The organism is Saccharothrix australiensis, assembly GCF_003634935.1.
In the GTDB taxonomy this organism is placed as follows: domain Bacteria; phylum Actinomycetota; class Actinomycetes; order Mycobacteriales; family Pseudonocardiaceae; genus Actinosynnema; species Actinosynnema australiense.
On sequence record NZ_RBXO01000001.1, the window covers coordinates 3,314,159 to 3,329,638 of the forward strand.

The following is a 15,480-nucleotide window of genomic DNA, read 5'->3' on the forward strand; positions in this document are numbered from 1 at the left end:
GGTGCACTTTCCTTCAGTATCAATCCTGTCCACGTCGTTAGGGGGAACAGGTGGGGTGCGGCCGTGTCCGTCGCGGTCATTGGTTGGTTGACAGTCGCCACCGGTCCATGTGTATGTTCGTGACGTGTTAAAGCGTCGGTGACTTCGATTCGTCGGTATTTGTGAGCCGTCGTTTCGGGTTCGCAGACTTCTCTTCGGGATTGTTCGCGTATTCGCGCGCCTTCTCCGGGGGTGGGTTCGTGCCAGGGGGTGTCATGGGTGTCGGTCCCGGTGCTGTCGTCTGCTGTTTCCGCTGGTCATGCGCATCGTGTCACCGTGCGCGCGGCGGGTGGCGCGGGTCGGGCGCGGAGTGTCGGGCCGGGTGGGTCGCCTGCGGTTGACGCTGTGTGCCGCGAGCGGCCGGCGGGGTGGCTCCTGAGGGCCGACGCGTGCGCGGAGGATTTCCGTCCGACTCGGAGGTAAAGGACGCGCCAGCCGTTCTTTCGCTGCTTGCCTGCCTTGACGGGACAACCGGACCGCCTATTCGCGGCCGTGTTGAATACACGACCAAACTGGGGGATGCACAGTGTTGGATCGGCCTGTTCGCGTCGCGTTGCTCGGCCACGGGACGGTCGGCTCGGCCGTTGTCCGGCTGCTCACGGGGCGTGCCGCGGGACTCCGCGACCGCATCGGCGCGCCGGTGGACCTCGTCGGCATCGCGGTGCTCGAACCCGCCCGCCACGCCGGACCGTGGCGCCACTTGCTGACCACGGACGCCGCCGCGCTGGTCGACGCGGACGTCGACGTCGTGGTGGAACTGATCGGTGGTGTCGAGCCCGCGCGGGAGTTGGTGCTGTCGGCGCTGCGCTCCGGGAAATCCGTGGTGACGGCGAACAAGGCGCTGGTGGCCCGGCACGGCCTGGAGCTGCGCGCGGCGGCGGAGTCCAGCGGCGCGGCACTGCGCTACGAGGGCGCGGTCGCCGGTGCGGTGCCCGTGTTGCGGCCGTTGCGGGAGTCGCTGGCGGGCGACCGGATCACGCGGGTCAGCGGGATCGTCAACGGCACCTGCAACTTCGTGCTCACCACCATGACCCGCACCGGCGGCTGCTACCGGGACGCGCTGGCGGAGGCGGTGCGGCTCGGGTATGCCGAAGCCGACCCGACCGCCGACATCGAGGGGCACGACGCCGCCGCGAAAGCCGCGCTGCTCGCGTTCGCCGCGTTCGGCGCGGTCGTCGACCCGGGGGAGGTGCGGCGGACCGGCATCGCGGAGGTGACGGCCGAGGACATCGCCGCGGCGCAGGCCTCCGGTCGGGTCGTGAAGCCGATCGCGGTGTGCGAGCGGGTCGACGGACAGGTGAACGTGGCCGTCCACCCGGCGATGGTCCGCGCCGACCACCCGTTGGCGGTCGTGGACGGTGTGCTCAACGCCGTGCTGGTCGAGGCGGAGGCGGCCGGCGAGCTGCTGTTCCGCGGCGCGGGCGCGGGCGGCGACGCCACCGCCAGCGCCGTTCTCGGCGACCTGGTGTCGGTCGCCCGGGACCTGGCCGCGGGCGTCACCCGTCCCGCCGACGCCGCACCCGTGGCGCTGCCCGTGGACCCGCGCGGCGGCACGGCCACCGGCTACCACGTGCGGGTCGAGGTGGACGACCGGCCGGGCGTGCCGGTCGAGGTGGGCGCGGTGTTCGCGGGTCAGGGTGTCGAGCCGGAGTCCCTGTCGCGCCGCGGTTCCCACGTCGTGGTGACGACCCGCCCCGCGCCCGATCCGGCGGTGCTGTCCGCCCTGGACAAGCTCGCCGTGCTCCCCGAAGTGCGCGCACTGCCGCGCGCACTTCGCCTCGAAGGCTGATTCCCCTTCCCACGACAGGCCCGTTCGAAGGCTGATTTCCCCCTTCCCACACCAGGCCCGTGCCCGTGCACGGGTCCCACCTCCCTGCGAGAGGACACACCGTGACCGAGACCACCGTGCGCGCCGAGACCCCCGAGCAGCTCCCGGACCCGAGTGGGTCATGGGGCTTCGAGACGCGGCAGATCCACGTCGGCCACTCGCCGGACGTGGCGAGCAACGCGCGGGCGCTGCCGATCTACCAGACCACCTCCTACGCCTTCAACAGCACCGACCACGCCGAGGCGCTGTTCAACCTGTCCGAGACCGGCAACGTCTACACGCGGATCATGAACTTCACGCAGGACGCCGTGGAGCAGCGGATCGCCTCCCTGGAGGGCGGTGTCGCCGCGCTGCTGCTGGCGTCCGGGCAGGCCGCGTCGGCGGTGTCGGTGCTGAACCTGACCGGCTCCGGCGACCACATCGTGTCCAGCCCCCGGTTGTACGGCGGCACGCACACGCTGTTCGGGCACACGCTGCCGCGGTACGGGGTGGAGGTCGCGTTCGTCGACGACCCGGACGACCTGGAGCAGTGGCAGGCCGCCGTCCGCCCGGAGACCCGCGCGTTCTTCGGCGAGAGCATCTCCAACCCGCGCAACGAGGTCTTCGACATCGGGGGCGTCGCCGAGGTCGCCCACCGCAACGGCCTGCCGCTGGTCGTGGACAACACCGTCGCCACGCCGTACCTGGTGCAGCCGCTGCGGCACGGCGCGGACGTCGTCGTGCACTCCGCCACCAAGTACCTGGCCGGTCACGGCACCACCATCGCGGGCGTCGTCGTGGACGGTGGCTCGTTCGACTGGAGGTCGGGCCGGTTCGCGCAGTTCACCACGCCGGACCCCAGCTACCACGGCTTGGTCTACGCCGACCTCGGGCCGGCCGCGTACGCCATCAAGGCCCGCGTCTCGGTGCTGCGGGACCTCGGCGCGGCGGTGTCGCCGTTCAGCGCGTTCCTGCTCGGGCAGGGCGTGGAGACGCTGAGCCTGCGGGTGGAGCGGCACGTGGCCAACGCGACGGCCGTCGCCGAGTTCCTCGCGGGGCGGGACGACGTGCGGTCCGTGGCCTACGCGGGGCTGCCCACCTCGCCCTGGTACGACCGGGCCCGCGAGCTCGCCCCGCGCGGCGCGGGAGCGGTGGTGGCGTTCGAGATCGCCGGCGGCGAGGCCGCCGCGCGGCGGTTCATCGACGCGTTGTCGTTGCACAGCCACGTCGCGAACATCGGCGACGTGCGGTCCCTGGTGCTGCACCCGGCCACCACCAGCCACGCCCAGCTCACCTCCGAGCAGCAGTTGGCGGCCGGCATCACGCCCGCCACCGTGCGGCTGTCGGTGGGCCTGGAGAGCATCGACGACATCATCGACGACCTGAAGACCGGGTTCGCGGCGGTCGCCCGATGACGGTGCACGCGCCCGCGCCCGTCGCGTTCCCCGGCGAACGGGTGCGGAACATCGCGATCGGCCCCCTGCGGCTGGAGTCCGGCGAGGTGCTGCCGGACGTGGAGCTGGCCGTGCAGTCGTGGGGCACGCCGTCCCCCACGCGGGACAACGTCGTGCTGGTGCTGCACGCGCTGACCGGCGACTCGCACGTGACCGGCCCGGCCGGGCCGCCCGACCACCCGACGCCGGGCTGGTGGGACGGCCTGGTCGGGGAGGGCCGCCCGCTGGACACCCGGCGGTGGTGCGCGGTCGCGGCGAACGTGCTCGGCGGCTGCTACGGCAGCACCGGGCCGACCGCCACCCACCCGGACGGGACCGTCTGGAGTGGACGGTTCCCCGAGGTGACCGTGCGCGACCAGGTCGCCGCCGAGGCGGCCCTCGCGGACGTCCTGGGCGTCCGGGAGTTCGCGGCCGTGGTGGGCGGTTCGATGGGTGGCGCGCGGGCGCTGGAGTGGGCGATCGGCCGGCCAGACCGGGTTCGCGCGGCGATGGTGCTGGCCGTCGGCGCGCGCGCCACCGCCGACCAGATCGGCACCCAGAGCACGCAGGTCGCCGCCATCACCGCCGACCCCGACTGGCAGGGCGGTCACTACCACGCCACGGGCCGCGCACCGCGCGCCGGCCTCGCGCTCGCCCGCCGCATCGCCCACCTCACCTACCGCTCCGAGACCGAGCTGGACGAGCGGTTCGGCAACGACGACCAGCGACCCGGCCTGCCCGCCGTGGAGAGCTACCTGCGGCACCAGGCCCGCAAGCTGGTCGCCCGCTTCGACGCGGCCAGCTACGTCGTGCTCACCCGCGCCCTGAACGGGCACGACGTGGGCCGCGGCCGGGGCGGTGTGGACGCGGCGCTCGCGTCGTGCCCGGTGCCGTTCGTCATCGGCGGCATCGACAGCGACCGGCTGTACCCCCTGCGCCTGCAACGCGAACTCGCCGACAAGCTGCCCGGCTGCGCCGGCCTGGACGTGATCCGGTCCCGGCAGGGGCACGACGGCTTCCTCACCGAGACGGCGGCGGTCGGCGAGCTGCTGACCCGAGCGCTGCGCCTCGCCGAGCGCTGACCACCAGGAGGAACGATGGCCCGTGTCACCTACCCGCACCTCGCGCCGTCCTTCGCCATGCCCACCCCGATCTACGGCGACCCGCACGACGGCACGCTGCTCAACGTCTTCCGCATCCTGGGGCACAACCCGGCGCTGCTCACCGCGGTCGCCGACATCGGGCGCGCCCAGGCGCTGGACAGCACCCTGACCGACGCCGACCGCGAGCTGGTGGTGCTGGCCGCGGCCCGCCACTTCGGCGCGGAGTACGTGTGGGCGCAGCACCGCGCGGGCGGGCTGAGCGCCGGCCTGAGCCCCGGGCAGCTCGCCGCGCTGAGCGCCGGTGCACCGGACGGGCACTTCGACGACCGGCAGCGCGCGGTGCTCGCGTTCGTGGCGGAGGTCGCCGCCGGGCCGCGCGTGGACGACGCCGTGTTCGCCCGCCTCCGCGAGCACTTCCGGGACAGCCAGGTCGTCGAAGTGGTCGCGCTGGTCGGCGTCTACTTCATGGTCGGCCGCCTGACCACCGTCCTGGACATCGAGATCGACGCGCCCGCGGACCCGACACCCACCTTCGAGTCGTAGGAGAAGACTGTGCGCAACACGTCCTACGCCAGTGCGGGGCGGCGGTCCGGCGCGATCGCCGTCGTCGGCCTGTCCTGCCGGTTCGCGGGCGCGGGCAACCCGGACGAGTTCTGGCACCTGCTCCGCACCGGCCGCGACGTGGTCGGCGAGGTGCCCGCCGACCGGGCCGAGCCGGGCGGGGACACCCGTCGCGGCTCGTTCCTGGACCACGTCGACCGGTTCGACCCGGGGTTCTTCCGGATATCACCGCGCGAGGCCGCGCACATGGACCCGCGGCAGCGGTTGGCCTTGGAGCTGGGTTGGGAGGCGCTGGAGGACGCGCGGATCGTGCCGACCGGCCTGCGCGGCCGGTCGGTCGGCGTGTTCGTCGGCACGATCTGGGACGACTTCGCCCAGCTCCTGTCCAGGGGTGGCGAAACCGGGCACACCATGCCGGGTGTCCAGCGGGCCCTCATCGCGAACCGGCTGTCGCACTTCCTCGGCCTCACCGGGCCGAGCATGGTGGTGGACACCGGCCAGTCGTCCTCGCTGGTGGCGCTGCACCTGGCGGTGGAGAGCCTGCGCTCGGGCGAGTCGGAGGCCGCGATCGTCGGCGGCGTCAACATCAGCCTGCTGCCCCGCACGTCCGAGGTCTCCGCCAAGTGGGGCGGGTTGTTGCCCGACGGCCGGTGCTACACGTTCGACGCGCGCGCCAACGGGTACGTGCGCGGTGAAGGCGGCGGCGCGGTGGTGCTCAAGCCGCTGGCCGCCGCGCTGGCCGACGGCGACCGCGTGTACTGCGTGGTGCGCGGCAGCGCGGTGTGCCACGGCGGCGGCAGCAGCGTCACGGTGCCGGACGTGGCCGCGCAGGAGGAGGTGCTGCGCCGCGCTTATCGGGACGCGGAGGTGGACCCGGCGCTGGTGGGCTACGTGGAGCTGCACGGCACCGGGACGCGGGTCGGTGACCCGGTGGAGGCGGCGGCACTGGGCGCGGTCGTCGGCACGGCCGCCGAGGAGCGGGTGTTGCGCGTCGGCTCGGTGAAGACCAACATCGGGCACCTGGAGGGCGCGGCGGGCATCGCCGGGTTCATCAAGCTCGCGCTCAGCGTGTGGCACCGGGAACTGCCGCCCAGCCTGAACTTCCGCACGCCCAACCCGGACATCCCGCTCGACGAGCTGCGGCTCGCCGTGCAGGACCGGCTCTCACCCTGGCCGGGCGGAACGCTGGTGGCAGGTGTCAGCTCGTTCGGGATGGGCGGTGCGAACTGCCATGTGGTCGTGTCGGAACAGGTGGCCCCGCAGCCGACCGCCGCGCCGGTTCCGGCATCGGGCGAGGGCCGTGGGCCGGCGCTGGTGCCGTGGGTGCTGTCCGGGCACACGCCGGCCGCGGTGCGGGCACAGGCATCCCGGCTCGAACAGTTCCTCACCGGGCGTGACTGGAGTCCCGTCGACGTGGGGTTCTCGCTGGCCTCCACGCGAGCGGTCCTCCCGCACCGCGCGGTGGTCGTGGGCGCGGACCGGGACGAGCTGCTGACCGGGCTGGGCTCGGTGACGGCGGAGACGCCGTCATCCGGGTTGGCGTTCGCGTTCCCCGGCCAAGGCGCACAGCGCGCCGGCATGGGGCTTGAGCTGGCGCGGACGTTCCCGGAGTTCGGTGAGTTCTACGACGAGGTGCTGGCCGCGTTCGACGGGGAGGTGCGGCACGCCGTCGCCACCGGTGAGCGCTTGCACGACACGGGGATCACGCAGCCTGCCCTGTTCGCGCTGAGCGTCGCCCTTTACCGGTTGGTGCGTTCCTGGGGTGTGTCTCCGGATTTTCTGGTGGGTCATTCGATTGGTGAGATCGCGGCGGCGCATGTGGCGGGTGTGTTGTCGTTGGGTGATGCGGTTGGGTTGGTGTCGGCGCGTGGTCGGTTGATGCGGGCGTTGCCGGTTGGTGGGGTGATGGTCGCGGTGGGGGTGTCGGAGCGGGACGTGGTGCCGTTGTTGTCCGGTGGTGTGGGTGTGGCGGCGGTGAACGGTCCTGCTTCGGTGGTGTTGGCGGGTGATGAGTCGCAGGTGTCGGCGGTTGTGTCTTCGTTGCGGGACAGGGGTGTTCGCACGAAGCGGTTGTCGGTGAGCCACGCGTTCCACTCGCCGTTGATGGACCCCATGCTCGACGACTTCCGACGAGTTCTGAAGAGCCTGACCTTCCGTGAACCGGAACTGCCGATCGTCTCGACGTTGACCGGTGGGCTGGTGACCTCCGAGCTGACCGATCCGGAGCACTGGGTGCGGCACGCGCGGGAGGCGGTGCGGTTCGCCGACGCCGTCGCCGTCCTGGAGCGGGAGGGCGTGCGCACGTTCCTGGAACTCGGGCCGGACGGCACGCTGAGCGCGCTGGTCCCGCACTGCCTCGCCGAACCGGACGCGAGCACGGCCTTGGCCGCGCTCAGCGGCGTGAAGCCGGAACCGGACACGTTCGCGGCGGCTCTCGCCGGCGTCTTCACGCGCGGCGTGCAGGTCGACTGGAAGCGCGCCTTCCCCGGCGCGCGCTGGATCGACCTCCCGACCTACGCGTTCCAGCGCGAACGGCACTGGTTGGAACCGACGGCGGGACGTGACCTGACGTCGGCCGGGCTGCGCCCCACCGAGCACCCGCTGGTGGGCACCGCGCTGGACCTCGCCGACACGGGCGGCCACGCGTTCACCGGGCGGCTGTCCCTGGCCACCCACCCGTGGCTGGCCGACCACGCGGTCCTCGGTTCGGTGGTCGTGCCCGCGACCGCGTTCGTCGAACTCGCCCTCACCGCGGGCGCGCAGGTCGGGTGCGCGGCGGTGCGGGAGCTGACCCTCACCAGCCCGCTGGTGCTGCCGGAGGACGGCAGCGTGGTCGTGCAGATGACCCTCACCGAGCCCGACGACGCGGGCCGGCGCGTGCTGGCCGTGCACTCCCGGCAGTCCGACGGGGAGTGGACGCGGCACGCGACGGGCGTGCTGGGACCGGACCACGCGACGGTGCCCGTGCCGGCCGCGTGGCCCGACGCGGACGAACTGGACCTGACCGACGTGTACGAGCGGCTGGCGGAACAGGGTTACCGGTACGGGCCCGCGTTCCAGGGCCTGGTCGCCGCGTGGCGCGACGGCGACGAGCTGTTCGCCGAGGTGGACCTGGACCGCCCCGGTGAAGGGTTCCTGCTGCACCCGGCACTGCTGGACGCGGCGCTGCACGTGCTGTTGCCCGGCGTCGCCGACGACGCCACCGGTACCCGGCTGCCGTTCTCGTGGTCCGGCGTCCGGCTGCACGCCGCGGGCGCGACCCGGCTGCGCGTGCGGGCCACCCGGCGCGGCCGGGACGCGGTGTCGCTCACCATCCAGGACACCGCGGGCGCGCCGGTGATCACCGTGGACGAACTGCTGTGGCGGGAAGCGCCGGCGGGCGGCTTCGGCGCCGGCTCGCTGTACGAGGTGCGGTGGCGGCCACTGGAGCCGGCGGGCGGCGTACCGCCGCTTTTCGTGGCCTCGCACGGAGAACTGGCCGCTCTCGCCGAGGTGCCCGAGGTGGTGGCGCTGCCGGTCACCGGGACCGACCCGGCGGGTATCGCGCTGGACACCCTGGAAGCGGTGCGGTTGTGGCTGTCCGACGAGCGGTTCTCCGCCTCGCGCCTGGTGCTGGTCACCACCGGCGCGGCCGGGGACGGACCGGTCGAGCCCGCACCCGCCACCGCGTGGGGCCTGGTGCGGTCGGCGCAGACCGAGCACCCCGGCTGGCTGGTGCTGGTGGACGTGGACGGCACGCGGGCGTCGGCCGACGCGCTGGGCGCGGCGGTCGCCACGGGCGAGCCGCAGGTGCTGCTGCGCGAGGGCGCGGCGTTCGCGCCGGAACTCGTGCGCTCCCCAGCGGTCGAACCGGCGACGCTCGACGGCACCGTGCTGATCACCGGTGGGACCGGCGCGCTCGGCCGGTCGCTGGCCCGGCACCTCGTGCGCCGGCACGGGGTGCGTGACCTGGTGCTGCTCAGCCGCAGCGGCCCGGACGCGCCGGGCGCCGCGGAGCTGGTCGCCGAACTGGCCGAAGCCGGTGCGCGGGCACGCGTCGAGGCGTGCGACGCGGCCGACCGGGACGCGCTGGCCGGACTGCTGGCCACCGTGCCCGCCGACCGCCCGCTCAAGGCCGTGGTCCACGCGGCCGGTGTGCTGGACGACGGCGTGGTCACCGCGCTCACGCCGGACCGGCTGCTGGACGTGCTGCGGCCCAAGGTGGACGCCGCGTGGAACCTGCACGAGCTGACCGGCGACCTGGACGCCTTCGTCGTGTACTCGTCGGTGTCCGGGCTGATCGGCGCGGCGGGCCAGGCGAACTACGCCGCCGCCAACGCCTACCTCGACGCGCTCGCCCAGCACCGCCGGTCGCGCGGCCTGCCCGGCACCGCGCTCGCGTGGGGGCTGTGGGAGCAGAGCGGCGGCATGTCGCAGAACCTGGCCGACGCGGACGTGCTGCGCATGGCACGCGCCGGCGTCGGTGTCCTGTCGCACGCCGAAGCGCTCGACCTGTTCGACCGCGCGATCGCCGCCGACCGGGCGCTGCTGGCTCCGCTGCGGGTGGAGCGGTCGGCCACCGCGCACCCGTTGCTGCGCGGCCTGTTCGGACGCCCTCCCGCGCGGCGACGGACCCGGCCCAAGCCGGCGACGAACGACCTGCGCGAACACCTCACGATGGTGGTGCGCGCCCAGGCGGCGGGTGTCCTCGGGCACGCCGACGCCGACGCCCTGCCGCTCGTGAAACCCTTCCAGGAGCTGGGTTTCGACTCGCTGATGGCGGTGGAGTTCCGCAACCGCCTCGGCGCGGAGACCGACGTGCCGTTGCCGATGTCGCTGGTGTTCGACCACCCGTCGCCCGCCGCCGTGGTGGACCTGCTGGTGGAACGCCTGACCGGCGCGGGGGAGCCGACGCCGGCCGTGACCGCGCCGACCGGGGTCGATGACGACCCGTTGGTGGTGGTGGGTATGGCGTGTCGTTATCCGGGTGGTGTGGTGTCGGCGGAGGGTTTGTGGGAGTTGGTCGTGGGGGAGGGGGATGCGATCGGTGGGTTTCCTTCGAATCGGGGTTGGGCTGCTGATTTGTATGATCCGGACCCGGATGTCCTTGGTAAGTCGATGACGCGGTCGGGGGGTTTTCTTTACGGGGCGGATGAGTTCGATGCGGGGTTTTTCGGGATTTCGCCGCGTGAGGCGGTGGCGATGGACCCGCAGCAGCGTTTGTTGTTGGAGACGGCGTGGGAGGCGTTCGAGCACGCGGGTATCGATCCGTATGGCGTCCGGGGCAGCAACACGGCCGTGTTCATCGGCGCGATGTACCACGACTACGCGCCGCCGGTCAGCCAGATGCCGGGCGAACTGGAAGGCGTGCTGCTGACCGGGAACACGGCCAGCGTGATCTCCGGCCGCCTCTCCTACATGTTCGACCTGACCGGCCCGACCGCCACCGTGGACACGGCGTGCTCGTCGTCGTTGGTGGCGCTGCACTTGGCGGCCAAGGCGTTGCGGTCGGGTGAGTGCGACCTGGCGTTGGTCGGTGGTGTCACGGTCATGTCCACGCCCGGCACGTTCGTGGAGTTCAGCCGCCAGCGCGGTCTGGCCCCGGACGGCCGCTCGAAGTCGTTCTCCGCCGACGCGGACGGCACCGGGTGGGGCGAGGGCGTGGGTCTGTTGCTGGTGGAACGGTTGTCCGACGCGCGGCGCAATGGTCATCGCGCGCTGGCGGTCGTCCGCGGCACGGCGGTGAACCAGGACGGCGCGTCGAACGGTCTGACCGCGCCCAACGGCCGCTCCCAACAGCGGGTCATCACACGGGCGCTGGCCGACGCGAGGCTGTCGCCGCGTGATGTGCAGGTTGTGGAGGCTCATGGGACCGGGACGCGGTTGGGTGATCCGATCGAGGCCGAGGCGTTGTTGGCGACGTACGGTCGGGATCGGGACGAGCCGTTGTGGTTGGGGTCGTTGAAGTCGAACATCGGTCATACGCAGGCGGCGGCGGGTGTGGCCGGTGTGATCAAGATGATCATGGCGATGCGGTATGGGGTGTTGCCGAGGACTTTGCACGTGACGGAGCCGACTCCGCACGTGGACTGGTCGTCGGGGCGGGTGGAGCTGCTCACCGAGGCGCGGGAGTGGGTGGTGGAGGGTCCGCGTCGGGCGGCGGTGTCGTCGTTCGGCATCAGCGGCACCAACGCCCACGTGGTCCTGGAGGAACCACCCGCCGCAGAACCCGAGCCCGAGCCGGTGGACCTGCCCGCGACGCCGTGGGTGCTGTCCGGCCACTCGGCGGAGGCCGTCCGCGCCCAGGCGGCCAAGCTGCGTGACTTCCTCGACGGCAGCGACTGGCACCCCGGCGAGGTCGGCCACGCGCTGGCCACCACCCGCGCCGTGCTGGACCACCGAGCCGTGGTCGTCGGCCGCGACCGGGACGAACTGCTCGCCGGCCTGGACGCGGTCGCCGAGGGCGGCACGCGGCCCGCGCGGGAGCGGGAGAAGGTGGTGTTCGTGTTCCCCGGCCAGGGGTCCCAGTGGATCGGGATGGCCGTGGAGCTGCTGGACGCCTCCCCGGTGTTCGCCGAGGCGATGGCCGAGTGCGAGCGGGCGCTGGCGCCGCACACCGGCTGGCGGCTCGCGCAGGTGCTGCGGTCGGGCGGGTTCGACCGCGTGGACGTGCTCCAACCCGTCCTGTTCGCGATCATGGTGTCGTTGGCCAGGCTGTGGGAGTCGGTCGGCGTCACGCCCGCCGCCGTCGTCGGCCACTCGCAGGGCGAGATCGCGGCGGCGCACGTCGCGGGCGCGCTCAGCCTGGAGGACGCGGCCCGCGTGGTGGCCCTGCGCAGCCGCGCCCTGTCCGCGATCGCCGGGCACGGGGGGATGCTGTCCGTGCCGCTGCCGGTGGACCGGACGGTCGACCTGCTGGCCGACTGGTCCGGGCGGCTGTCGGTGGCCGCGGTCAACGGACCGCACGCCACCGTCGTGGCGGGTGACGTCGAGGCGGTGACCGGCCTGCACGACCGGCTGCGCGCCGAGGACGTGCGGGCGCGGATCATCCCGGTGGACTACGCGTCGCACTCGCCGCACGTCGAAGCGGTGCGCGACCGGCTCCTGGCCGACCTCGCGGACCTGGAGCCGACGGCCTCCGACGTGCCGTTCCACTCCACGGTCACCGCCGCCCGCCTGGACACCACCGGGCTGGACGCCGACTACTGGTACCGCAACCTGCGCGAGCCGGTGCGGTTGCAGGAGGCGGTGGAGGGCCTCATCGGCGGCAAGCACGTGGTGTTCGTCGAGGTCAGCCCGCACCCGGTGCTGGTCACGGCCGTCCGGGACACGGCGGAGGCGCTGGACGTGGACGCCACCGTGGTCGGCTCGTTGCGGCGGGACAGCGGTGGCTTCGACGAGTTCCTGCGCGCCGCGGGCGCGCTGTTCGCGGACGGCGGGAACGTGACGTGGCGCGAGCTGTTCACCGGTCTGCGGCGCGCCGAGCTGCCGACGTACGCGTTCCAACGCCGGCGGTACTGGCTGGACGGCGGCGGTGTGCACGTGCCCGCGCCGCGTCGCGCCGAGGAGCCGGAGCTGAGGTCGCGGCTGGCCGGGCTCACCGGGCCGGCGCGGACCGAGGTGATCGCCGAGGTCGTCAGCCGGGAGCTGGTCAGCGCCCTGGGCAGGCAGGAGGGCGGGATCGGGGCCGGTGACACGTTCACCGAGCTGGGCCTGAACTCGCTGTCCGCGCTGGAGCTGCGGACCCGGTTGAACGCGCTGACCGGCGCGCGGTTGCCGGCGACCGCCCTGTTCGACCACCCGACCGTCGACGGCCTCGCCGGGGTGATCGACGAGCTGGTCGGCGAGGTCGTGCCCGAGGAGGCCGCAGAGCCCGTCGAGCCGGTTCCGGTCCAGGGCGCGGGGCGGGCGCTGGTGCCGCTGTTCGAGGGCGCGCGGGCCACAGGTCGGATCGGCGAGGCGCTGGAGCTGCTGGCGCTGGCGGCCGACCTCCGGCCGGAGGGCGCCGGGCGGCGTCGGCGGGAGGCCGTCCGGTTCGGCGGTGACGGCGCGGAGCACGCGCTGGTGTGCCTGCCGTCCTTCGTCGCGCCCGCCAGCCCGTACCAGTTCGCCCGGTTCGCGGCGGTGTTCCGCGGCGAGCGGCCGGTGCACGCGGTGACCGCCCGGGGGTACGCGGCGGGCGAATCACTGCCCACCAGCGTGGCGGACGTGGTCGCCGACCACCTGGACGTCGTGCCGCGGGTGGTCGGCGACGACCCGTTCGTGCTGGTCGGGTACTTGTCGGGCGGATGGCTCGCGCAGGCCGTCGCGGCGGGGTCGGCGCGGCGGCGGCCCGCGGCCGTGGTGCTGCTGGACACGTTCCTGCCCGACGACGACGAGATCCGGCTCATCCAGGCCACCCTGTTCGACGAGCTGGCCGGGAAGCCGGAGGTCGCCGAGCTGGTGGACGACGCCACCCTCACCGCGATGGGCCGCCACCTGCGCCTGTTCCGGGGCTGGAGTCCAGAGCCGGTGGACGTGCCCACCCTGGTGGTGCGCGCGGCGGACCTCCCGGGCGCGCCTCCCGAGCGGTCGGTGTGGCCGCTGCCGCACGACGTGGTCACCGTGCCGGGCACCCACGTCAGCCTGATCGACGAGCACGCCGCGGCGGCGGGTGAGGCGGTGCGTGACTGGTTGCGCTCGGTGATTGATTACTGCACCTTAGAGGTCGCCATGACGGTGTTGGGCGGCATCTGGAAGCTGAGCATCCTCAAGTACCTGTTCCGGGGCACGCTGCGCTTCGGTGAGCTGAACCGCATGATGCCGGACATCACGCCGCGGATGCTCACCCGCCAGCTCCGGGAGCTGGAGGAGGACGGGCTGGTGCGGCGGACCGTCTACCGGGAGGTCCCGCCGAAGGTCGAGTACTCGCTGACCGAGGTCGGGCTGAGCCTCAAGGACCTCGCGGAGCAGCTGGAGGAGTGGGGCAACTGGTACCGGGACAAGATGCGCGGGCCCCGTGCGGGGGAAGCACGGGGCCCGCTGGAGCCGGGTCGTCAGGCCGGGGAACCCGACGACTCGGCTTCTTCGGCGGGGCGGTCGGCCTCGACCGCCGCGGCCGGCCTCAGCAGCACGGCCGTCGACACGGCGAGGAGCAGCAGCGCGGACGCCACCACGGCCCCGGTGAAGGAGAAGCTGGCCTCGTAGGCGGAGCGCGCCGCGGCGCGCAGGGCCTCGCCCGCCGCGCCGCCGAGGTCGTCGGCGACCCGCAGCGCGCCGCTGATCGAACCGTTGACCGCCTCCCGCCACTCCGGGGTGAGCGCCGCGGTCGCCCCGCCGACGCCCCAGCGGTAGGACACGGCGGTCAGCACGCCCAGCGCCGCCACGCCGAGGCCCGCGCCGAGCGAGAAGCCCGTCTCCTGCACCGCGCCCGCCTCACCCGCGCGCTCCGGCGGCGCGGCGGTCATCATCGAGTCCGCGCCGAGCGCCATCACGATGCCCGCGCCCAGCCCGACCCCGGCGAACGCGGCGAAGTTCCCCGCCGCGCCGAACACGGCCAACGCCGTCACCGCCAGCGCCAGCACCACGACCCCGGTCGTGACGCCCCAGCGGTTGCCCACGACGGCGGCGAGCCTCGGCGCGACGACACCTCCGACCGCGCTGGACACGGCGACCGGGACCAGCGCGAGGCCGGACTGCGCGGGCGAGTAGCCGTGCACGGACTGGAGCTGCTGGGTCAGCAGGAACAACAGGCCCGTGTAGCAGCCGTAGCAGACGAGGATGGACACCGTGGCCGTGGAGAACCGGCGGTCGCCGAACAGGCGCAGGTCCAGCAACGGGTTGTCGATCCGGCGCTGCCGCACCACGAACACCACCAGCAGCGCCACACCCGCGATCCCGACCAGCACCGCGTCCAGCGGCACGGGACCGGGCTGGCCGATGTGCTGCAACCCGTACACGGTGCCCGCGAGGCCGAGGATCGACAGCACCGCGCTGAACGCGTCGAACCGGTGCACGGCGTCGCCGCGCGACTCGGGCACGAGTGCCGCGCCCAGCGCCAGGATCACCACCACGATCGGCAGGTTGACGAGGAACACCGCGCCCCACGAGAACGACTCGACCAGCAGGCCACCGAGCACCGGGCCGAGCGCCGCGCCCGTGCTGGACGCGGCCACCCACAGGCCGTAGGCGAGCGCGCGTTCCCGGGCCACCGGGAAGACCACGCGGATCACCGCCACCGTGCTGGACAGCAGCATGGCGTAGCCGAGGCCCTGCACGGCACGTGCGGCGATGAGCTGGCCGGGCGCGGAGGACAGGGCCGCCGCCGCGGACGCCACGCCGAACGTGGCCGCGCCCGCGAGCAGCACCCGCTTCCGGCCCAGCCGGTCACCGGCGGTCGCGCACACGACGAGGGTCGCGGCCACGGTCAACGAGTAGGCGTCGACCGTCCACAGCAGCTCGGAGTTGGTCGGCAGCAGGACGCGGCCGATCGTGGGCAGGGCCACGTTGAGGATCGTGAAATCCATGCCACCCATGAGCATCCCGGCCAGCAACACGGCCAGCACCACCCACCGGCGAC

The 15,480-nt window shown here is 73.4% G+C and carries 5 protein-coding genes and 1 pseudogene; 5 read left to right on the forward strand and 1 reads right to left on the reverse strand.

The genetic code is table 11. The annotated features are described in order from the left end of the window. The first annotated feature begins 568 nt into the window (after positions 1-568). From C8E97_RS15170 to C8E97_RS35325, 5 genes are all read left to right on the forward strand, one after another. The gene (locus C8E97_RS15170) at positions 569-1,828 is read left to right on the forward strand and encodes a homoserine dehydrogenase (RefSeq protein WP_425470525.1); all 1,260 of its coding nucleotides are present in this window, start codon (positions 569-571) and stop codon (positions 1,826-1,828) included. A 101-nt stretch (positions 1,829-1,929) separates the two neighbouring features. After that, positions 1,930-3,261, forward strand: coding sequence for a bifunctional o-acetylhomoserine/o-acetylserine sulfhydrylase (locus C8E97_RS15175; RefSeq protein WP_170211862.1), 1,332 nt, complete (start codon positions 1,930-1,932; stop codon positions 3,259-3,261). Then, positions 3,258-4,361 (forward strand): homoserine O-acetyltransferase MetX, encoded by a 1,104-nt coding sequence (gene metX / locus C8E97_RS15180; protein ID WP_121006065.1) that lies wholly within the window; start codon positions 3,258-3,260, stop codon positions 4,359-4,361. Before C8E97_RS15175 ends, metX begins: the two co-directional genes overlap by 4 nt. Positions 4,362-4,376: 15 nt before the next feature. After that, entirely contained in the window at positions 4,377-4,925 is a 549-nt protein-coding gene (locus C8E97_RS15185; protein WP_121006067.1) for a carboxymuconolactone decarboxylase family protein, read from the forward strand. Positions 4,926-4,934: 9 nt separating this feature from the next. Next, entirely contained in the window at positions 4,935-14,108 is a 9,174-nt protein-coding gene (locus C8E97_RS35325; RefSeq protein WP_121006069.1) for a type I polyketide synthase, read from the forward strand. Positions 14,109-14,299: 191 nt separating this feature from the next. Here C8E97_RS35325 and C8E97_RS36015 read toward each other — a convergent pair. Next, positions 14,300-15,442: pseudogene (locus C8E97_RS36015) on the reverse strand (MFS transporter); the annotation flags it as partial. Positions 15,443-15,480: the final 38 nt, after the last annotated feature.

Excerpts from the sequence above, each read along its gene's own strand:
- metX (WP_121006065.1), top strand. The coding sequence starts at position 3,258 with ATGACGGTGCACGCGCCCGCGCCCGTCGCGTTCCCCGGCGAACGGGTG.
- C8E97_RS15185 (WP_121006067.1), top strand. The coding sequence starts at position 4,377 with ATGGCCCGTGTCACCTACCCGCACCTCGCGCCGTCCTTCGCCATGCCC.